We start from the raw sequence: 18,420 nt of genomic DNA, 5'->3' as shown, positions 1-18,420 counted from the left end.
CCCCGCCGGCCGCCACCGCGTGCGTGCCGGCCGGACAGGCCGACGGCCCGGGCCCCCTGCGGGGTTCCGGGCCGTCGGCTGGTGCGAGGAGCGGTCAGGCGGGGATCAATCGGAGGTCATCTGGCGGATGATGGCGAGCACGCGCAGGATCTCCACGTAGGTCCACACGAGGGTGACCGTGAGACCGAACGCGGCGGACCAGGCGGCCCGCTCCGGGACGCCGGACTCGACGCCGTGCTTGATGTTCTCGAAGTCCATCACGAAGCTGTACGCGGCGAGCAGGATCGCGATGGCGCCGATCGCCAGGCCCAGCCACGGCCCCAGCGGGCTTTCGGTGCGGATGTCGAAGCCGAACAGCAGGACGGCGCCGAGGTTGACCAGCGCGAAGATGGCGTACGCCATCAGCGCGACCATGAAGATCCGGGTGGCCTTTGCGGAGGCGCGCAGCTTGCCGGAGCGGAACAGCACCAGCACGGAGGTGAACACCGCGATGGTGCCGATGACCGCCTGCACGACGATGCCCGGGAAGTTCAGCTCGAACATGCCGGAGATCCCGCCGAGGAACATGCCCTCGAAGAGGCCGTAGGCGAGGATCAGCGCGGGCGAGGGCTGGCGCTTGAACGCGTTGACGAGCCCGAGCACGAAGCCGATCAGGGCGCCCGGCAGGGCGAGGACCGGCATGACCCACCCGGCGAGGGCGCCGAGGACGACGGCGCCCAGCACCGTGGCGGTGCGCATGATGACGTCGTCGTAGGTCATCCGCCCGGTCTGGTTGGTGCCCGCGGCCGGCGCGTTGTAGAGCGCGTCCAGGGGCTCGGCGGAGTACGCGGCGTTGTGCGGACGGCCGTAGCCCTGGCCGTAGCCGGGCTGTCCGTAGCCCTGGTTGTAGCCGGGCTGCTGGTAGCGGGGCCCGTGGGACGCCTGTCCGTACTGGGCCCCGTAGGGCTGGGCGCCACCGGCGCCCGACTTGGTGAGATCGCGGAGGAGCGGGTTTCCGCCGGGCATGTGTCGGTCCTTCCCTGGCACTGATGTGCGTGATGTGCCTCCAGGGTAGCAACGCCACCCTCGCGAGAGCAGGAGATCTGCTGTGCTTAAGCCGTGGGCGTGCGCGCCCGGCCCGCCGGCGGGGGCCGGGCGCGCCCCGGCCCCGGAGCGGAGCGCCCACCGCCGCCTGTTTGCTATAGCACGTTTATGTGTCGCCCAGGCACGGCCACATGTCGGAGACCCTTGTGCGTGCGGCGTGCATGGACGAAGGTATCGGTCACGGGGAGACCCGGGGGTCCGGCGACGGATCCCGTGGCACCGGTTCTGTGACACCGACGGGGGGTCGGACGAGCCGGCACCGGTGCAGTGCTGAGGCCGGGACGGCTGGGGGGCCGTCCCGGCCTCAGCGGCATTCCTGGAGACCGGCGGTCCGCGGCCGCGGCGCCGGACCGGCGCCGTCGCGGAGGGCGCGCACGGCTTCGAGGGCCGCGGCCCGCCCGGCGCGGGTCGCCCCGAGGGTCGAGGCGGTCGCGCCGTAGCCGACCAGCAGCACCCTCCTGTCGCGCAGCACGCGCACGCCGTCCGTCCGGATGCCGCCGCCGGCCTCGCGCAGCCGCAGCGGGGCGAGGTGGTCGAGCGCGGGCCGGAAGCCCGTGGCCCACAGGATCGCGTCGGCCCGGACCCGGCGGCCGTCGGCGAGGAGGACGCCCTCGGGCGTCACCGACCGCAGCGGGCCCGCCGAGACGAGGATCCCGGCCTCGATCCCGGCCCGGTAGGGGCCGGTCAGGGGCAGGCCGGTGGACGAGACCACGCTCGCCGGCGCCAGGCCGGCCCGCGTCCGCTCGTCCACCCGCCGCTCGACGTCCCGGCCCCAGTCCGCGTCGAACTCCCGGGCGGTGAAGCCCGGGGGCCGGCGCGTGACCCAGGTGGTCGTGGCCCCGGCCGCGGCCAGTTGCAGCAGGAACTGCACGGCCGAGGTGCCACCGCCGACCACCACCACGTGCCGGCCGCGGAACTCCTCGGCGGTGCGGAAGTCGTGCGTGTGCAGCTGCCGGCCGCGGAACGACTCCCGGCCGGGATAGTAGGGCCAGTACGGGCGGTCCCAGGTCCCGGTGCCGTTGATGACGAGGGCGGTCTCCCGCACGGCGTCGTCGGCGAGCACCTCGAGCGGGCCGTCGGCGGAGGAGGCGAGCACTCGCCGCACGGCCGCCGGCCGGTGGACGGGCAGGCCGAAGCGCTGCTCGTACTCGCCGTAGTACCGGGCGACGACGGCGGAGGCCGGCTCGGCCGGGTCGGCGTCGCCGAGGGCCAGGCCGGGCAGGTCGTGCACGCGGTGGGCGGCCCCCAGGATCAGCGACGGCCACCGGTGCCGCCACGCCCCTCCCGGCCCGGGGTTGGCGTCGAGGACGACGAACTCCTCCTCGGGCACCAGCCCCTGCCGCCGCAGGTGGTAGGCGGCGGACAGGCCGGCCTGCCCGGCCCCGATCACCACGACCTTCAGCACGACGCCTCCTTGGTTGACGTTTCAACAATCAGTCAACGGGGAGGACGCCCGCGGTATTCCGGCCGATGCCCCCGCCGCCGTCCACGGCGTGGGCGCCGGTGGCGGCCGACCAGCAGCTCGCTATGGTCCTGCCGCCGGCGAGCAGGACGTTCTCGACCAGGACCGCGACGTGTTCCTCCGTGCGTTTCGTGATGGCTGACGGACGCCTCTGCTGGCGGTGGCGGGACCGTTCCTGCTCCGCGGGATTCGCCCGGCCTAGCCGGTGGGCTGTGTCAGGTCGGGCTGCTCACCGGCGGCGGCCTGGTCGAGCAGGTCGCACACGTCGAAGACGTACTCGGTGGTGTTCTCCACGATCTCCACCTCGGCGATCGCCGGTGGTTGCCCGCCGGGTTCGGGGACGGACTCCAGGGTGATCGTGCTGACGAGGCGTCCGGAGAGGTAGAGGAACGCCGGCGGCAGACCCTCCTCGGCCAGGGCTTGGATGTCGACCTCCTCCTGGGCGAAAATCATCGCGGGGCCCGGGTAGTCGAACGTGGCGGAGAGACCGTCGGCGTAGTAGGTCTCCACGGGGGCGGAGTCCAGGAGGATGTCCTCCAGCGTCGCCCCGTCCGAGGCGCGAGTGATGTCCAGGGCGATGGACCCCCGGTACTCCACGACGGTGTCGCCGTCCTCGGTGACGAGGGCGCGGTACGTGCTGGGCTCAACGTCCTCCTGAGTGATGGTGACCTCCGAGTCGCACAGCGGCAGGGTCACCGGCGCGTAGAACTCCTCGGGCAAGGGCACGAGCTTCCCGTGGGTGCTGGCCGGCGGCCACTGGAGCTGGTCGGGCTGCTCAGGGGGTGGGACCGGCTCGGTCTGGCCCACGGCGGTGGACGGGGCGATGAGGGCGAGGCAGGCCGCGGCGCAGGCGGCTGCGATCCGGCGGGTGCTGTTCATGGCTGCTCCTCGGGGCGTGGTGCCGAGGACGGACCGGGCGCAGTCCACGGCTGGTGCAGTGGATGGAAGCGGAGCTGCGGGCGGTATCGAGACCGGCCCACGGCTCCAGTGTGCTCGCCTGGCTGGAGCGGAGGAGACGGGGCCGGAGCTGATCACCTGATCGTTATCCGCCCTGCCCCCAGGGCCGTCACAATCGGCGCGGAGCACGCGCACGACCGGACGCCCCGGCGTCCACGACGGGGACCGGGGCGTTCGTGCTGCCTGATGCCCCGTGCCGGGCTGGCGGTCGCGGCCGGCCGCGCCGGGGGATCGTCGGCGCGAGGCTTCGGCCTGCGCCGCCGAGCCGTCCGTGACCCCGGCCTCCTCGGTTCAGGCCAGTCCGAGCTGCTGGGCGATGCTCATCATGTCCAGGTAACGGTGGTCCTCCGCGGTCAGCCCGTCCTCGCCCTCCCTGCTGAAGACCGCCATGGGGACAGACAGCCGTTGCCCGGTGGGCGGCACTTCCCCGGCCGGCGTCGTCAGCGGCCCGGTGTGGGTGCCCACGAACAGCACCCGGGATGCGGCCACGGGGCCGTCCACGACCACCTCCTCCAGTTGCAGCACCATGTCCGGCATCGCGGTGAACCACTGCTGGATGTCCTGCTGGATCGCGGCCCGTCCGCGCACCGGCTCCGGGGAGGCGGTGGTGTAGACGATGGCGTCGGGGCTGTAGAAGGCGGCGTAGGCGGCGGCGTCGTGGGCATTGAGCGCGGCAATGATCTTCTCGGCCTTCTCCCGCTGATCTCCGGCGCCGGGCACCGGCCCGGCGACTGACGTGGGGATGTCGCTCATGGTGTCCTCCGATTCCTGCGTGCCCGGCCCGGGTGCGGGGCCGGTGTCTCGACGGTAGGCACCGGCTGGCGACGGCCCCAAGGGAACCAGCCGCATCGTCGCCGGCCCGTGACTCCTGGCGGATCCGTGACGGTGGCCGCCATGTCCGGCACCGCCCCGGCGCTCCATCACGGAGGCCGGGGCGTTCACATTGCCGGGCCTTCCGCAGGCACGGGAGCCACCGTCGAGGACCCGTCCTAGACTGGGTGGCGGGGGCGATGGTCATGGACTGGACCGAGGACCAGATTGCGCAGATGCGGCAGGGACGGACCGTCCACCGCGACGAGTCGCAGGGCACGTCGCTGGTCTGGCTCCGGACCGGCGCGGAGACGGGCGGGGAGTACGGCCTCATCTACGCGGAGTACGCCCCGGGAGGCCGGGTGTTTCCCCATTTCCACACGCTCTACGTGGAGACGTTCCACGTCTTCGACGGACTCGTCGAGGGCAGGGTCGCCGGTCGGGAGGTGCATCTGGAGACCGGGGACGAAGCCGTGGTGCCCAAGCGGGCGGTGCACGAGTTCCGCATCTCCGGTGACCGGGTGGGACGTGCCGTGGTGGAGCTGCGCCCGGCCCACCCCGGGTTCGAGAAGTGGGTGGTCGCCCTGCAGAACATGGCCGCCGACGGTCTGACCCACCCGGACGGGCGGCCGAAGAACCTCTATCACCTGGCGCTGATCCTCGTGGAGTCCGACATCCACCTGCCCGGCGCAGGCCGGGCCATGACGCCGGTGTTCCGTCTGCTGGCCGCGGCGGCCCGGCGCAAGGGCATCGACCGACAGCTCGAGCAGCGGTACTACCGCCGGACCTGACAACGCCCCGGCACTGCACGAGGGCGGCCAAGGCGTTCGCACTGCCCGCGAGAGGGTCAGGGGCCGAGGTACTCCCCGGTGGTGTAGCCCACGGTGCCGGCGTTGATGCCCTCGCACTGGGCGACCCGCCGTCGGTGACGGGAGTGTAGTTCACGCAGAACGCCTCGTAGTAGGGCATCCCGTTGTGCCAGGCGGCGTAGGCCTCCTCGTAGGTGAAGGGGGCATTCGGGTCCGGGGCCGGCACGACGGGTCCATCATCGGGGGTCTGCGTCGGGCCCGGCGGCGGCGGTGTGGTCTCCGGTTCGGTCCCCGCCGTCGTGCACGTCCCGGGGTCGCCGTTGGTGGTGGCCAGGAACATCTGCTCGGCGTCCAGGACGTTGACCTGCTCCTGCCCGGTGGTCATGGCCGACTGGTAGGCCTGGCAGAGTTCCACGGCCCTCTCCCGGTCGGTGAGGTCCGTGTCGAGGCGGTGGACGCGGATCCCGCCGTTGGTCCCGCCGAGCTCCTGGACGCCGGTGACCGTGCCGGTGTACCGGGCGCCGGCGTCGGAGGCCAGGAAGGACGCCAGCGGGTCGGCGCCGTCGGTGCCGTTGCGCGGCCCGGCCTGGCCGCCACCGGGCGAGGACGCGGCCGGCTCCGCCGAGGCGGCAGCGGAGGACGAGGCGCCGGCCTGGTCGGGCTGCGCCGAGGAGCAGCCGGTCAGGGCGAGCCCCAGTCCGAGCAGGGCGGGAGCGAGCTGGACCTTCATGGTCATCGGGTCCTGTCGATGGTGGGCGCACGGTGTCGCCTTCAGAGTAGTGGCCGGCACGACGGGGCAGGCTGAGGGTGCTGCCAGCCCGCCAGGGCGTGCTGCAGCAGAGCGTGTGCCGTGGCGCGCCCGCGTGTCGTGCCCCGCTCCGCCAGGTCCGGGGCGGTGAAGAGCGGTGGGGCGACCGGAGGGTGGTCGATGCGGTGGCGGAAGGTCTCTCCCCCGGCGTCGGCCACCGGCCCGGACCTCTCCTGGACGGACACCAGGGCCTCCCGGTGCAGGCAGCCCTCGAGGAGGCCGGTGTCCCCGGCGGACAGTCCCAGGCGTGCGGCCACCGCCGGGGTGGCCGGCGCGGAGCGGCCGGACAGCACCAGGAAGCCCTCTAGGGCGCTGCGGCGCCGACGGGTCCGGGGCAGGCGCACCGTGCGGCCTGCAACGGGCCCGCGCTGCGGGTTCCGTGCAGCGAACGACGCATCAACGACGCATCGCCCCTGGAGCTGGCGCGAAAAGCCGGCCTACTGGCGCGGAATACCGCGGGCACCAAGGGCGAAGAAGGACGCCGTCGAGCCCACCAGTGAAATTCGGATCTGCGGGCTCCGGCCGCCTTCCAGGCGCTAGAAACCCTGAAACGAGGAATCACTTATATAACTTTATGCCTTGAACGTTGGGTAGAGTGGTGGCATGGCCAGCCCAGTGGACCCTCTTTCATCACCTCACCGGCAGGAGTCCGCTTCCGCGCCGGGGTCGGCGTCCTGGGAAGGTCGGCCGGCTAGCGATCTGGCCGTGGGGTGGGAGGAGCACTCCTGGGATAGTGAGCCGGTGGTGGCCGGGGCGATGTCGCGCCGGGCGCGGATGGCTGCCCGCGGCCCGTACCGGGCGGCCGTGCCGGCAAGGATCGCCGACCTGGGTGTCGTCCTGCCCCCGGCGGTCGCGACTGAGGCAGAGGACGCCTTGATGGAGATCGCCCGCTTCGACGCCGAACTGACCTCCGCGTTGCCAGGCGTCGGCGGCGGGGACCCGGAGGAGCACGGGGAGCTGGCCCCGCTGGCGGCGGTGCTGCTGCGCACCGAGTCCACCTCATCCTCCCAGATCGAGGACATCACCGCGGGTGCCAAGGCCCTGGCGCTGGCCACGGTGGGCGAGAGAACAGGACCGAACGCGGCGATGGTCGCTGCCAACGTCACCGCCATGCAGGCCGCGGTGGCGATGTCCGAGGACCTGTCGGTGGACTCCCTCCGGGCCGCCCATGCGGCGCTGATGGCCGGTCAGGACTACGCCGCACCGGGGCGGTTCCGCACCGGGGCGGTGTGGATCGGCGGAATGGCCCCGACCCCGCACACCGCCACCTTCGTGCCCCCGCACCCCTCCCGGGTGCAGGCGGCGATGGACGATCTGATCGTCTTCTGTCACCGCACCGACGTGCCGGTGCTGGCCCATGCGGCGATCGCCCATGCCCAGTTCGAGACCATCCACCCCTTCGCTGACGGCAACGGGCGCACCGGGCGGGTGCTCGTCCACGCGATGCTGCGCGCCGCCGGCGCCACCCGGGCGATGACGGTGCCGGTCTCGGCCGGGCTGCTCACCGACACGGGCTCCTACTTCGACGCCCTGACCGCCTACCGCGACGGGGACCTCACCCCGATCGTGAGTCGGTTCGCCCACGCCGCCTTCACCGGAGTCACCAATGGTCGCGTCCTGGCCGAGCAACTGCAGGGCCTCTACGCCACCTGGCAGCAATCCCTGCACGCCCGCCGGGACGCTGCCGCCTGGACGGTGCTGCCCATGCTGATCCGCCAGCCGGCGGTGACCGTGCGCTGGGTCGCCGACCACGCCCGGGTTTCCCAGCCGGCCGCCCAACGGGCCATCGACCAGCTGCTCGCCGCCGGGGTGCTGACCCCGGCCACCGCCAACCGCCGCAACCGCGTTTGGATCGCCGAGGACGTCACCGCTGCCCTCGACGACTTCGCCGCCCGCGCCGGCCGCCGCGGCTGAGCACCCCTGTCCTGCCAACGTCGGCAGGGCTTAACCGGCGTGCCGGTCCTCAATCATGGCTCGGGCAGCGCCGAGCACCACCTGGGCTCGCCCCTGGGCGATGGCTTCCACCGGGGAGATCCCGTCCAGCCAGGGATTGGTCCCGAGGAACCACAGGCGAGCCACCTCATCGCCTTCCGCTGCCGAGAGCCCGGCCCACACTCGGTGCGCCAGTCGCAGCTTTGACTCCGCCGGCGGGTCGGGGGCGGGCCCGTCGTCCCCGGCCCACTGGACGGCGATGCCGGGGTCCTGGCTGCCGGCCATCACGGCCACCAGGGTCGGGCCCAGGTGGCCGGTGAGGTCCCGGACGACCTCCCGGATGCCCGGCTCGGCTGCACCGGTGGGCGAGGCGCCGGCGTGGGCATCATTGTTCATCTCGTTCTCGTCGGACTCCTTCATTGCTGCTCCTGGGTGCCATTGCTGCTCCTGGGTGCCATTGCTGCTCCTGGGTGCCATTGCTGCTCCTGGGTGCCAGCAGTGTCGTCGTGGTCCGGCGGGGTGAGCGCGGCCAGCATGGAGGAGACCCAGGCCCGGTCCCTGCGCGGGACACCCCGGGTGTGGGCGAGGTCGGCCAGCACGTTGCGACCCAATGCCCGAACCACCTCCGCCTCGTCCATGGCGGCCTTCAAGGCCGAGAGGACCTGCTGGTTCCACTGCGTGAGGCGGTGCAGGCGCAGGAACAGCCACGCGACCCCGACCCAAGACAGGTTGGCTACCGCCCACAGCACCTCGGTGTACCGCCCCAGGTGGTCCACCCCTGCCCAGAACGCATCGAGGGCCGTGACGACCCAGGGCACTCCGGCCGCGTACAGGCCCGTCAGTGCCACTGGCACCACCAGCAGGACGGGGATCAGCGGCAAGCGGTGGGAGGGCAGGCGTGGCTTGGGTCTGGAGGAAGTGATCATCGTGTCCGTCTCTGGATGATGGTGCCGTCCTGTTTGCTTCCATCCCTGCGGCGGGGGTGGAGACGGGAAAGGCCGGTGGTCATCTCCCATGTGTGCGGCACGGACCCCAGCGGAGGCACTGCCGACACCGGGCCAGTCGCCCGCATCGGGGTCTCAGCATCCGTCTGTCCCGGGGGGGGTGGTAGCCATTTGGGGCAAGCACGGTGGGACAGTGTCTCCGCGGGACCGGCTCAGGTCGTGGGGCCGGTGCTGGAGGCGATGACCGCTTCCAGGGCCGTGGCGAAGTCGTCGGCGACCGCGGAGTCGGGGGCGTGGAGGGAGACGGAGAACACCTGACCGTCCACTGATGGCCCCATTCCTGTGGGAAAGCAGGGCCGGGCTCAACGTGCTCGCGCACCCGGCACCCGCAGGCTGATCCCCCGGCAGGCGCCGACACCCCTGGGGCGCTCACCTCACCAGTCATCACGATGGCCTGAATCGTTGCCGCTATCTAGATGTACCCGGTCACTGGGTTGGTCGCAGGCGGCTGATCGGTGGGTGGCCTTCGAGTGCGCTGTGACGCCTGCCAGTGTTGTAGTGCTCGACCCACGGGGCAAGAGCAGCGCCGCGTTCGTCGTTGCTGGTGAAGACCTGCCGGTAGGCCCACTCAGTGGCCAGGGTGCGGTTGAACCGCTCCACCTTCCCGTTCTGCCAGGGGCAGTGCGGGCGGATGAACACCTGCTTGGCGCCCAGGGTAGTGATGACCTCGCGCACGGCCGTGGAATGGCGGTAGGCCCAGGCGTTGTCGGTCACCACCCGCTGGATCTTCTCGATCCCGCAGTCGGCGAAATAGGCCGCGGCCCGGGCCAGGAACCCCGCGCACGTGGCGCCCTTCTCATCGGCCAGGACCTCGGAGTACGCCAGTCTGGAATGGTCATCGACCAGTGAGTGAACGTAGTCGAACCCGACCCGGGTGCCGTGGTCCCGAGTGAGGCTGCCCTGGGCGCGGCCGATCGCCCGCCAGCCGCCGCCGTCTTCGGATCCGGCCGAGCTTCTTCACATCCATGTGCACCAGCTCCCCGGGCCGGTCGCGTTCGTAGCGCACCGCGGTGGCCTTCGAGGCCCGGATGAGCTGGCCGGTGAGCCGGTCCAGCTCCCGCAGGTACGGGACCCGGTGGCGGCGCAGAATCCGCCCCACCGTGCGCGGGGCCAGTCCCAGCTCGGGGCCGAGCCAGTCCTGACCCCGCCGGGTGGTGCGGCGCAGCGCCAGCACCTGCTGCTCGACCTCGGGCCGGGTGCGGGTCGGGGTGGTGTGCGGGCGACAGGACCGGTCGTGCAGGCCGGCCTCACCCTCGTGCTCGTAGCGGGCGATCCAGGTCGCCACGCACTTGCGGGACACACCCATGGCCGCGGCGATGTGCGCCTTGGGCATCCCGGCCTGGTGGCGCTGCACGATCAGGAGCCTGCCGTGGACGGTGGTGCGGGCATTACCGTGGGACATGGGAGCCTCCGTGGTGGATGTGGGCCTTCGACAAGCCACACCCCACCCGGAGGCTCTCCTCACGTCAACACCGCGCTACCAATCTCCTGCCCGGGTACATCTAGAGACTTGCTTACGCTCGCCCCAAGCAACTTTCTCCGCTCTCGGAGGCCGGCATGGCCACGCGCCACGACGCACATCCAGCACCCGCCGATCCGGCCACCACCCCGCGCCCTGCGCGGCCAAGACGGCCGCGGTGGCGGAGGATCGGACGCTTGGCCGTCGTCACGGCAATGGTTCTCCTGGTCCGGGTGCTGGTCTCCAGCGGGCTGCACTTCGCACTTACCCAATACGAGCGCACCAGCAGCGTTCCGTACGGTCAGCGGGTGGCGGTGGACGGCGGCTCGGTCGACGTCGTGGACAACGCCGCGGACGGGCCCACCATCGTGCTGCTCAGCGGTCTGGGTCCCCTCCCCGGCCCTGGACTTCGCCCCACTGATCCGGGAGCTCGAAGGTCACCGTGTGGTGGTCGTCGAAGGGTTCGGCTACGGCGACGCGGACATGAAAGCCCCGGACCGGGCAGTCCAGAACATCTCCCAGGAGCTCCACGTCGCCCTGGCCGGCGCCGAGGTCGAGGGGCCGTACGTACTGGCCGGCCACTCCCTGGCCGGGTTCTACATCCTCGACTACGTCAACCGGCACCCCGGGGAGGTCTCCGCGGTCATCGGCATCGACACCACCGCTCCCGCCTTCGCCGCCGACCAGGACGAGGCCCCGGCCAGCGGCGGCATCCCATGGGGCCGGTTGGCGGCGTCCACCGGCCTACTCCGCTGGACGCTGCTGGCCGCCCCCGACTTGGCGCTGCCCGCCACCACGGCCCACACCGCTCAAGAACGGGAGCAGATCAACCGGATGACCGTCTGGAACTTCGCCAACCCGGCGGTGACCGACCAAACCCGACGGATCGGGGACAACGCCCGAGTATTGGAGGACGTGAAATTCCCGCGTGAACTGCCGGTGCTGATGTTCCTGGCCCAAGACACCGTGAACCAGACCAACGAGTGGCTGCCCTCCCACGAAGAGCAGCTGCGGGCAGTGGACGACCACAAGCTCATCGTGCTTGATGGCGGGCACTACCTGCACTGGACCCGGTCTCCGGAAATCGCTGTGGCGATCACAGACTTCCTGTCCGAGCGCGGAGTCACTCCGCAGGAAGGCATCGAGCGCGCGTGGTCAGCATCGGCGGGCTGAGCCCGCCGCCTTCATGCGGCTTAGCTCCCCGGGGCCAGCTCACTGCACAGCGCTGGCAAACCGCGCGCCGACAAGTAGTAGGCGATGTTCTTCAGTGCCAATCCGGCTGAGCGGCGCCGGCACGGCAGAAGCTGCTCGCACGCGGCGCCCATCGGGACTGATCCCCAGGCGGGCGTTCTCATCCCCTCAGCCGGATCGAAGCATGCACCACGCGGCGGAGAAGTCCCCCGCACGTAGGTCCGATTTGCGCATCCACACCTCCAGGTGCCCGCCGTCGCCGAACCACCCGCTCAGCGTCGTCCAGCTCTCCAGATCCACCACGAGCCGGTGCTCATCCCGGGGCTGCTCCAGCGGAAGGACCCGGTTCAGCACCGCCCGGGCGTTGAGCTCCCCCACCTGGCTGTGTCCGTAGACGTGGGAGACCGGCGTCGGCGTCCCGGCCGCGGAGCCGGTGCGCTGCACCAGCCACGAGAACTGCAGCTGCTGCTCGAGCTCCTTGGCCGTCTGGAACACCTCGTTGAGACCGCCAGCAGCGTCAGCGGCCGGCGGCAGCGTGAATCCAGGCATCGGCAGCACCACCTGGCACATTGGCCCCGGCGCGGCCGTCGACTCCGGCGGATCCACCAGCGCCGACCGGTCCGGCTGGTGCACCCAGCGCACCAGCCACGCCCGGGACTCCCCATCCGCCGGGTCTTCCCCCGTGGTCTCCAGGTCGTGGAAGACCTCAAGCACCCCGGTCCCCGGCAGCCCCTCCCGCAGTCCCGGCCACACCGCCTTGCCCTGGGCGTCGAGCGCCCCGTCGAGGTCGGCCAGATCCAGTGTCAGCACGTGCGTCAGTGCCAGTCCGTCGGCCCGCGCCGGCCAGGACTGCAGTGGTGCGGCCGCGGGTCCGCCCAGCCAGCTGACCCACCCTCCGGTGCGCCACAGCTCGATCAGCTCCTCGTCCCCGGGGGCAAAGGAGTTCTCGCTGAGGACCGGAGACCACGCCACCTGCTCAAGCAGTGCCGCGGCTGCCGGAGGGCCAGCCAGCAGCCACGACTCGATCTGCCCCCACGGTCCGTGCAGCGGTGCGGACACCTCCTCGCCGGCGCCAGTCATGACCGCCACCCGCCGGGCTCCTCGCGCAGCCGCTCCCGCAGGCCGGTCAGCGGCCGCACCAGCAGCTGCTCACCCAGGTGGTGCTCGACCCGCTCAAAGAACCGCTGGGCCTCATCGAGCAGCGAGTCGAGGAACGGGACGGGCTCGACCATCACGCGCTTGCCCTCTGCGGAGAAGAACACCTTGCGCTTGAACGTCTCCAGCACCACCGGCAGTGGCTGGTCCGGGTAGTCGCACCATCCTCGACCCGTATCCAGGAACTCATGGACGACGTCCACCAGGTAGCACCACAACGCCGACACGTCGTCCACTGCCCCGAACGGCAGCATCTCGGCCCCCTGATACCGCAGCCGAATCCCGCCTTCGCTCCAGTACCGGTCCCGGCGCCGGCGCGACTTCCACAGCTTCGCGGCCTCGGTCTCGTGCTCGTAGATGTCCAGCAGGTAGTACCCCGGGTTGGCCGCCACCTTGGCTGGGTCGAAGATCGGCCCGCCCTTGAGGATCAGCGTGGTGGACTCCACCTGCGCCGTGCGCTGGTAGGCCGCCCAGGCCGAGTCACCTGCAGCGGCCTCCCACGCCCCGCTCATGCGGCCGGCGCCTGGTCCAGCCGCTGCAGCTGGTCCCACATCAGCGGCAGACCCCGGGCAGCGAGGAACTGGTCCACGGTCGTCAACGCCGGGCACGGCAGCTCCTCGGGGCCATCCCACACGGAGTCGCACTCGTCGCACAGCAGGATGATCTCGTCGGTGGCGACCACCCGCCAGGTGGCAACGACTCCGTCGTCGCAGCACGGGCACTCGATGGGGTTCATAGCGGCTCCTTCCTGTGCATCGCCCCGGCCGGGCGCCGGGATGGGGTCAAGTCAACCGAGGACCCCGCCGCACTGGGGCGCAGTGCTCACGAGGTCCTCGGGTGATCAGATTGTGCACCGGATCGACCGGTGCGCGGAAGGGGTTCACACCCCCGCCAGCGCTCGCCCGAAGGCTTCGGCGTCTGCCCTTGCTTCTGCCCGGACAGACCCAGGAGCCCGGGCTCGTCTCCGACGGCGCACCGGGCGCGGCGCGCCTTCCAGGTCTGCTAGCAACCGTGCTCCCAGCACTGACAGGGTTCCGTCAGCCCGAGCGGCCCGCGCCCGGCGCAGCGCCCCGTACAAGGCAGCGTCGGAGCGGTTGTTGACCACCTTGCCGGTCGCGGCCTTGTGCTCGAGCATCTACACCAGGGCGACCTCGTGACGACGGTTGGTGATCCGCTCCGCCAGTCGGCTGAGCACCTGGTGGTCACGGTGGGACGGGTCGGCGACCACATCTGCCCGCCAGGAGGCCAGCATTCGCTTCCGTGCGTCTTTGGCCGATCGGGAGGGCACCCGCAGGTGGGTGTAGCCGAAACGTACGCACTGCACGGTCACCGCCTCCTCGGTGGTGCGCTGGGCCTGGGCGGGCATCACCAGGCCCTCGACGGCCGCCACCAGCTCGGTCGCCTCACCGTCGGCCTTCAGCCGCGCCAGCCACCGCGCCAGCGACGCCTCGGCCGCGCAGTCGGTGGCCAGCCGCGGGTGACGCCCGTGAGAGATGACGAAGTCCCGGTAGCTTGGGACCTTGCGCCGCCTTCAGTGCGAATTTTGTGTCGAAAATGGAGAGTAGATGGCGAACCGGCCACCAGTGACGGTGACCGACTCAACCAACTTTCCTGCGTTTCCGCGGATTTTGAGTGCCCCCAGTCAGACTCGAACTGACACTGAGCGGATTTTAAGTCCGCTGCCTCTGCCGATTGGGCTATGGGGGCCGGTGAACGGCTCAACCCCGCCGCCGGACGCTGCCCGGGGCGGGGTTGAGCCGGTGGACGGGAGGTCCCGTCAGAGGCTGGCCTTGCTCGAGGCCGGGGCGCTGCCCGTGGCCTCCTGGAAGTTCAGCCGGGGCTCGCGCGCGTGCCGGATCGGCGCGGTGTCGCGCCCGAACACGGCGTTGAGGACGTACTCGGAGAACACCCGCACCTTGCGCTCCACGGTGGGGATGGCGTAGCCGTGGTAGAGCCGGTGCATCATCCAGGCCGGGAAGCCGGAGAACTCGATCCCGTTGCCCTTGATGCCGGGCAGGTTCTTGATGCTGGCCACGCCCTTGCCCAGGCCGAGCCCGGCGACCGCACCGAGGTTCTCGTGGTAGTAGTCCTCGAGCGGCTTGCCCGCGCGGGCGGCCAGGATGTTCTTGGCCAGGACGCGGGCCTGGCGCACGGCGTGCTGGGCGTTGGGCACGCAGAAGCCGCCCACGCCCCCGCCGGTCAGGTCCGGCACGGCCGCGACGTCGCCGGCGGCCCAGGCGCCCTCGACGGGCCCGTCGTCGCCGGTGATCCGCAGGTCCGCGCCGGCGCGGACGCGCCCGCGCTGGTCCAGGGGGAAGTCCGTGCTCTTCACCAGCGGGTTGGCCTGCACGCCGGCGGTCCAGATGAGGGTGTCCGTGTCGATCTCGCCGGCCGGGGACTTGTCCTGCATGTTGATGAGCTTCAGGTGCTTGTCCACGGCGGAGGCCAGGGAGGTGTTCAGCAGGACCTCGATGCCGCGGCTGCGCAGCTGGGCCACGACCTTCTCGGCACGGTCCTCGGAGACCTCGGGCATGATCCGGCCCATGGCCTCGATCAGGACGAAGCGCAGGTCGGAGACCTCGAGGCGCTCGTTGCGCTCGACGGCGCTGCGGGCCATGTCCTCCATCTCGGCGAGGCCCTCGGTGCCGGCGTAGCCGCCGCCGACGACGACGAAGGTCAGCGCACGGCGCTTCGCGTCCTCGTCGGAGGTCAGGGAGGCGAACTCGATCCGCTCGAGGACCCAGTCGCGCAGCGCGACGGCCTCCTCGACGGACTTCAGGCCGATGCCGTTCTCGGCGAGGCCCTCGATCGGGAACGCGCGGGTCACGGAGCCGCCGGAGATGACGACCTCGTCGTAGGCCAGCTCGAAGGTCTCGCCCTCGTCGACGCCCTGGACGGTCGCCGTGCGGTTGGCGTGGTCGATGCCGACCACGCGGCCGCCGACGAGCTCGCAGTCGCGCAGGTGCTGACGGTGCGGGACCACGGCGTGGCGGCCCTCGATGTTGCCGGCGGCCACCTCGGGGAGGAACGGCAGGTAGGTCATGTACGGGTTCGGGTCCACCACGGTCACGACCCCGCCGGAGTCCTTGATCCGCTTCTGCAGTTCCTGCGCCACGGTGAAACCGACGTAGCCGCCGCCGACGATCAGAAGGCGCGGTCGATCCTTAGCGAGTTGAGTAAAAGACATGACCCAGAGTCTACTCAGAAAGCTGACGGCGCTGCGGCCCGGCCGGGACCCCCGGTACCGTGTTCCGCCGTCGGCCCGTCCGGGCGCCGGGCCGGCGCGCCCGGTTCATCCGTTGCGGCCGGGCCCGCCGCGCACGATGTGCCGGATGTGCACCACGGCCCCGGCGGTCAGCCCGAGCACGAGCAGCCCGAAGCCCGAGAGCACGAACAGGGGCAGCAGCCCCGTCTCGTCGATCGGCGGCACCGGCTCGGGCGGGGCGGCCTCGGCCTCGACCTGCTCGGTGACGGGCTCGGCGCTCCGCGTGGGGGTCGCCGTGGGTGCGGCCGAGGCGCCGCGGCGGTGCACGCGCACCCACTCGCGCATGCTCCCCAGGGGGTTCTCCGTGACCTCGGGGACGTCCTCCGTCAGCGCGGCCTCGACGTCGAGCACGCCGTAGCCGTAGAGGGGGTCCTTGCCCGGTGCCCCGGTGTCCCGGGCGGTGGAGACCAGGCGGTTGGCGATCTGGGCCGCGCTCATCTGCGGCCACTTCGCCTGGATCAGCGCCGCGGCGCCCGCGACGACGGGGGCGGACGCGGACGTCCCGGCCCACGTGGCGTAGCGGTCGCCGGGGATGGCGCCCACCATGTCCTCGGTGGGCCCGGCGACCGCGATGGAGATGCCCTGCGAGGAGGACTCCCAGCTGGCCTCGCCGTTGCGGCCCACGCCGCCCACGGTGAGCACGCCCGGGATGGTGGCCGGGGCCCCCACCTGGACCAGCCCGGAGCCCCGGTTGCCGGCGGAGGCGACGACGAGGACGTCCTTCTCCTCGGCGTAGAGGAAGGCGTCGTCCCAGCTGCGCGGCCAGGACGTGCTGTTGGAGCCCACCGACATGTTGATGATGTCCGCTCCGTTGTCCACGGCCCACCGGACGGCGTCGGGGATCTGCTCGTCGACGCTGCGGATGTCCGGGGTCTCGTTGCCCAGCCACGTGGAGACGGCGAGCACCTGCGCGTCCGGGGCCACGCCCACGACCCCGGCGGGGCGGCCGGGGGCGGCGTCGTCGTCGCCGCCGTCGGGCACGTGGCCGCGCCCTGCCGCCACGGACGCCACGAGGGTGCCGTGCTCGGGCTCCGCGCCGAGGCCCTCCTGGCCGTCGGGCGCCCCGCCCCCGGAGACGTCGGTGCCGCCCGCCACGGCGCCCGCGAGGTCCTGGTGGGCGCCGTCGACGCCGGTGTCGATGACGGCGATGCGCACTCCCTCGCCCGTGGACTCCTTCCAGGCGTCGCGGATGCCGTACTCGTCCAGCCAGTACTGCTGCGCCCGGATCCCGTCCGCGTCGATCCGGGAGGTGTCGGGCGCCTCGGGCGGTTCGGTGACGGGGTTCTCGATCGGGATGCTCGGGGCGGGGGCCGGCGGACCGGGCTGGGCCCGGGCGGGCTCCGCTCCCGGAAGGCCCACGGCGGCGGCCGCGACGAGGACCGCCGCGCCGAGGGCGCCCCGGCGCGGGACGCCGAGGGGACGGGCGGGACGGCGACGGGCGGCGGTGGGGTGCATGGGTCCTTCGGGGTGGGGTCCGAGTGGGACGAGCGCGGGTCAGCCGACCTGCGAGAGGGCGATCCCGTCCAAAATATCGTGTTCGCTGGCGATCGCCGAGCGCACCCGGCCACCGGTGGCGGAGGCGACGCGCTCCACGATCCGCCGCCACACCAGGGCGCCGGCGCCGATGACGTCCACGCGCCCCTCGTGCATGTAGGGCAGCTGCGCTCGCTCCTCCCGCGTCATGGCGGTGAGCTCCCGGCAGGCCTGCTCGATCCGCTCGGCGGGCAGCTCCGCCCCGTCGATGGCCTCCGGGTCGTAGCCGGGCAGGCCCAGCGCGTGGGCGGTGACGGTGGTGACGGTGCCCGCCACCCCCACGAGGTGGGTCGCCTCGGCCAGGGGCACGGTCTGCAGGACGGCGTCCACGGCGCGGTCGACGTCGCGCAGCACGGCCTCCTGCTGGGGAGCCGTCGGCGGGTTGGCGCCGAGGTGGCGCTCGGTCAGGCGCACGCAGCCGATGTCGACGCTGCGCTCGGCGCGCACGCCGTCCGCGTTGCCCAGGACGAACTCCGTGGACCCGCCGCCGAGGTCCACCACGAGGACCCGGTCGTCGGGGTCGGCCCCGCCGACCGCGGCGGAGGCGCCGAGGAAGGACAGGTCGGCCTCCTCGTCGCCGGTGATCACCTGGGGCTCGACGCCGAGCCGCTCGCGGATGCCGCGGAGGAAGACGTCCCGGTTGCCGGCGTCGCGGGTGGCGCTGGTGGCCACGAACCGCAGGTGCTCCACTCGGTGCTGCTCCAGCAGCCGGGCGTACTCGTCGGCGGCCGCGAACGTGCGCTGCAGCGCCGCCTCGGCGAGCCACCCGGTGGCGTCCACGCCCTGGCCCAGGCGCACGACGCGCATCTCGCGCACGACGTCGTCGAGCACGACGCGCCCGTCCTCCTCCCGCGCCTCGGCGATGAGCAGTCGGATGGAGTTGGTGCCGCAGTCGATGGCGCCTACGCGCATGGGGACGTCCTCAGGGGTGGGGGGTGCGGGCGGGGGTGGT

General features: G+C 72.0%; 17 protein-coding genes, 1 tRNA gene and 1 pseudogene. 3 read left to right on the top strand and 16 right to left on the bottom strand.

From position 1 onward, the window contains the following. Positions 1-105 precede the first annotated feature (105 nt). The 4 genes from ACYSMR_RS13110 to ACYSMR_RS13095 form a co-directional block, all read right to left on the bottom strand. Positions 106-1,005: a Bax inhibitor-1/YccA family protein gene (locus tag ACYSMR_RS13110; RefSeq protein ID WP_461745768.1), complete on the bottom strand. Its 900-nt coding sequence runs from the start codon at positions 1,003-1,005 to the stop codon at positions 106-108. Positions 1,006-1,387: 382 nt separating this feature from the next. Then, positions 1,388-2,488, bottom strand: coding sequence for an FAD-dependent oxidoreductase (locus ACYSMR_RS13105; RefSeq protein ID WP_461745766.1), 1,101 nt, complete (start codon positions 2,486-2,488; stop codon positions 1,388-1,390). 255 nt (positions 2,489-2,743) lie between these two features. Next, positions 2,744-3,424 (bottom strand): hypothetical protein, encoded by a 681-nt coding sequence (locus tag ACYSMR_RS13100; protein ID WP_461745764.1) that lies wholly within the window; start codon positions 3,422-3,424, stop codon positions 2,744-2,746. Between the two features lie 369 nt (positions 3,425-3,793). Further along, the gene (locus ACYSMR_RS13095; protein WP_461745762.1) at positions 3,794-4,255 is read right to left on the bottom strand and encodes an ester cyclase; all 462 of its coding nucleotides are present in this window, start codon (positions 4,253-4,255) and stop codon (positions 3,794-3,796) included. 263 nt (positions 4,256-4,518) lie between these two features. Here ACYSMR_RS13095 and ACYSMR_RS13090 point away from each other — a divergent pair, with 263 nt between their 5' ends. Continuing rightward, positions 4,519-5,103: a cupin domain-containing protein gene (locus ACYSMR_RS13090; RefSeq protein WP_461745760.1), complete on the top strand. Its 585-nt coding sequence runs from the start codon at positions 4,519-4,521 to the stop codon at positions 5,101-5,103. A gap of 789 nt (positions 5,104-5,892) precedes the next feature. On the opposite strand, the gene ACYSMR_RS13085 is transcribed toward ACYSMR_RS13090, so the two are convergent. Then, positions 5,893-6,273, bottom strand: coding sequence for a hypothetical protein (locus ACYSMR_RS13085; RefSeq protein ID WP_461745758.1), 381 nt, complete (start codon positions 6,271-6,273; stop codon positions 5,893-5,895). Positions 6,274-6,805: 532 nt separating this feature from the next. Here ACYSMR_RS13085 and ACYSMR_RS13080 point away from each other — a divergent pair. Next, on the top strand, positions 6,806-7,843 hold the full coding sequence (locus ACYSMR_RS13080; protein ID WP_461745756.1) for a Fic family protein: 1,038 nt from the start codon (positions 6,806-6,808) through the stop codon (positions 7,841-7,843). A gap of 30 nt (positions 7,844-7,873) precedes the next feature. On the opposite strand, the gene ACYSMR_RS13075 is transcribed toward ACYSMR_RS13080, so the two are convergent. The 3 genes and pseudogenes from ACYSMR_RS13075 to ACYSMR_RS13065 form a co-directional block, all read right to left on the bottom strand. Beyond that, positions 7,874-8,281: a hypothetical protein gene (locus tag ACYSMR_RS13075; RefSeq protein WP_461745754.1), complete on the bottom strand. Its 408-nt coding sequence runs from the start codon at positions 8,279-8,281 to the stop codon at positions 7,874-7,876. Beyond that, positions 8,278-8,787, bottom strand: coding sequence for a hypothetical protein (locus tag ACYSMR_RS13070; RefSeq protein WP_461745753.1), 510 nt, complete (start codon positions 8,785-8,787; stop codon positions 8,278-8,280). The genes ACYSMR_RS13075 and ACYSMR_RS13070 overlap by 4 nt, the downstream gene beginning before the upstream one ends. Positions 8,788-9,291: 504 nt before the next feature. Continuing rightward, positions 9,292-10,267 (bottom strand): annotated as a pseudogene (locus tag ACYSMR_RS13065) (IS481 family transposase). A gap of 501 nt (positions 10,268-10,768) precedes the next feature. Here ACYSMR_RS13065 and ACYSMR_RS13060 point away from each other — a divergent pair. Next, positions 10,769-11,497: an alpha/beta fold hydrolase gene (locus ACYSMR_RS13060; protein WP_461745752.1), complete on the top strand. Its 729-nt coding sequence runs from the start codon at positions 10,769-10,771 to the stop codon at positions 11,495-11,497. A 186-nt stretch (positions 11,498-11,683) separates the two neighbouring features. Here ACYSMR_RS13060 and ACYSMR_RS13055 read toward each other — a convergent pair whose 3' ends face one another. The 8 genes from ACYSMR_RS13055 to ACYSMR_RS13020 form a co-directional block, all read right to left on the bottom strand. Then, a complete protein-coding gene (locus ACYSMR_RS13055; RefSeq protein ID WP_461748024.1) occupies positions 11,684-12,595 on the bottom strand; it encodes a DUF1963 domain-containing protein in 912 nt (303 codons plus the stop codon). After that, positions 12,592-13,182 carry a hypothetical protein gene (locus ACYSMR_RS13050; protein ID WP_461745750.1) on the bottom strand — a complete coding sequence of 197 codons (591 nt, stop codon included), beginning with the start codon at positions 13,180-13,182 and terminating at the stop codon, positions 12,592-12,594. The genes ACYSMR_RS13055 and ACYSMR_RS13050 overlap by 4 nt, the downstream gene beginning before the upstream one ends. Continuing rightward, positions 13,179-13,406: a hypothetical protein gene (locus tag ACYSMR_RS13045; protein ID WP_309126189.1), complete on the bottom strand. Its 228-nt coding sequence runs from the start codon at positions 13,404-13,406 to the stop codon at positions 13,179-13,181. The genes ACYSMR_RS13050 and ACYSMR_RS13045 overlap by 4 nt, the downstream gene beginning before the upstream one ends. 399 nt (positions 13,407-13,805) lie before the next feature. Beyond that, positions 13,806-14,060, bottom strand: coding sequence for a hypothetical protein (locus ACYSMR_RS13040; RefSeq protein WP_461745748.1), 255 nt, complete (start codon positions 14,058-14,060; stop codon positions 13,806-13,808). Positions 14,061-14,303: 243 nt separating this feature from the next. Further along, positions 14,304-14,377: transfer RNA gene (locus ACYSMR_RS13035), tRNA-Leu, on the bottom strand. 70 nt (positions 14,378-14,447) lie between these two features. Next, positions 14,448-15,857 (bottom strand): NAD(P)/FAD-dependent oxidoreductase, encoded by a 1,410-nt coding sequence (locus ACYSMR_RS13030; protein ID WP_461745746.1) that lies wholly within the window; start codon positions 15,855-15,857, stop codon positions 14,448-14,450. A gap of 105 nt (positions 15,858-15,962) precedes the next feature. Then, the gene (locus ACYSMR_RS13025; RefSeq protein ID WP_461745744.1) at positions 15,963-17,390 is read right to left on the bottom strand and encodes a S8 family peptidase; all 1,428 of its coding nucleotides are present in this window, start codon (positions 17,388-17,390) and stop codon (positions 15,963-15,965) included. A gap of 39 nt (positions 17,391-17,429) precedes the next feature. Then, complete coding sequence (locus ACYSMR_RS13020; RefSeq protein ID WP_461745742.1) at positions 17,430-18,380, bottom strand: Ppx/GppA phosphatase family protein; 951 nt, start codon at positions 18,378-18,380, stop codon at positions 17,430-17,432. Between the last annotated feature and the right edge of the window lie 40 nt (positions 18,381-18,420).

Source organism: Kocuria sp. U4B (assembly GCF_054875615.1).
The sequence above is the reverse complement of the archived record's forward strand: the minus strand, read 5'-3'. Positions and strand labels throughout refer to the sequence as shown.

What these genes read in the sequence shown, in the direction of transcription:
- ACYSMR_RS13110 (WP_461745768.1), bottom strand. Translation starts at nt 1,005, where the DNA reads ATGCCCGGCGGAAACCCGCTCCTCCGCGATCTCACCAAGTCGGGCGCC.
- ACYSMR_RS13100 (WP_461745764.1), bottom strand. Translation starts at nt 3,424, where the DNA reads ATGAACAGCACCCGCCGGATCGCAGCCGCCTGCGCCGCGGCCTGCCTC.
- ACYSMR_RS13095 (WP_461745762.1), bottom strand. Translation starts at nt 4,255, where the DNA reads ATGAGCGACATCCCCACGTCAGTCGCCGGGCCGGTGCCCGGCGCCGGA.
- ACYSMR_RS13090 (WP_461745760.1), top strand. Translation starts at nt 4,519, where the DNA reads ATGGACTGGACCGAGGACCAGATTGCGCAGATGCGGCAGGGACGGACC.
- ACYSMR_RS13080 (WP_461745756.1), top strand. Translation starts at nt 6,806, where the DNA reads ATGGAGATCGCCCGCTTCGACGCCGAACTGACCTCCGCGTTGCCAGGC.
- ACYSMR_RS13075 (WP_461745754.1), bottom strand. Translation starts at nt 8,281, where the DNA reads ATGAAGGAGTCCGACGAGAACGAGATGAACAATGATGCCCACGCCGGC.
- ACYSMR_RS13070 (WP_461745753.1), bottom strand. Translation starts at nt 8,787, where the DNA reads ATGATCACTTCCTCCAGACCCAAGCCACGCCTGCCCTCCCACCGCTTG.
- ACYSMR_RS13055 (WP_461748024.1), bottom strand. Translation starts at nt 12,595, where the DNA reads ATGACTGGCGCCGGCGAGGAGGTGTCCGCACCGCTGCACGGACCGTGG.
- ACYSMR_RS13050 (WP_461745750.1), bottom strand. Translation starts at nt 13,182, where the DNA reads ATGAGCGGGGCGTGGGAGGCCGCTGCAGGTGACTCGGCCTGGGCGGCC.
- ACYSMR_RS13045 (WP_309126189.1), bottom strand. Translation starts at nt 13,406, where the DNA reads ATGAACCCCATCGAGTGCCCGTGCTGCGACGACGGAGTCGTTGCCACC.
- ACYSMR_RS13030 (WP_461745746.1), bottom strand. Translation starts at nt 15,857, where the DNA reads ATGTCTTTTACTCAACTCGCTAAGGATCGACCGCGCCTTCTGATCGTC.
- ACYSMR_RS13025 (WP_461745744.1), bottom strand. Translation starts at nt 17,390, where the DNA reads ATGCACCCCACCGCCGCCCGTCGCCGTCCCGCCCGTCCCCTCGGCGTC.
- ACYSMR_RS13020 (WP_461745742.1), bottom strand. Translation starts at nt 18,380, where the DNA reads ATGCGCGTAGGCGCCATCGACTGCGGCACCAACTCCATCCGACTGCTC.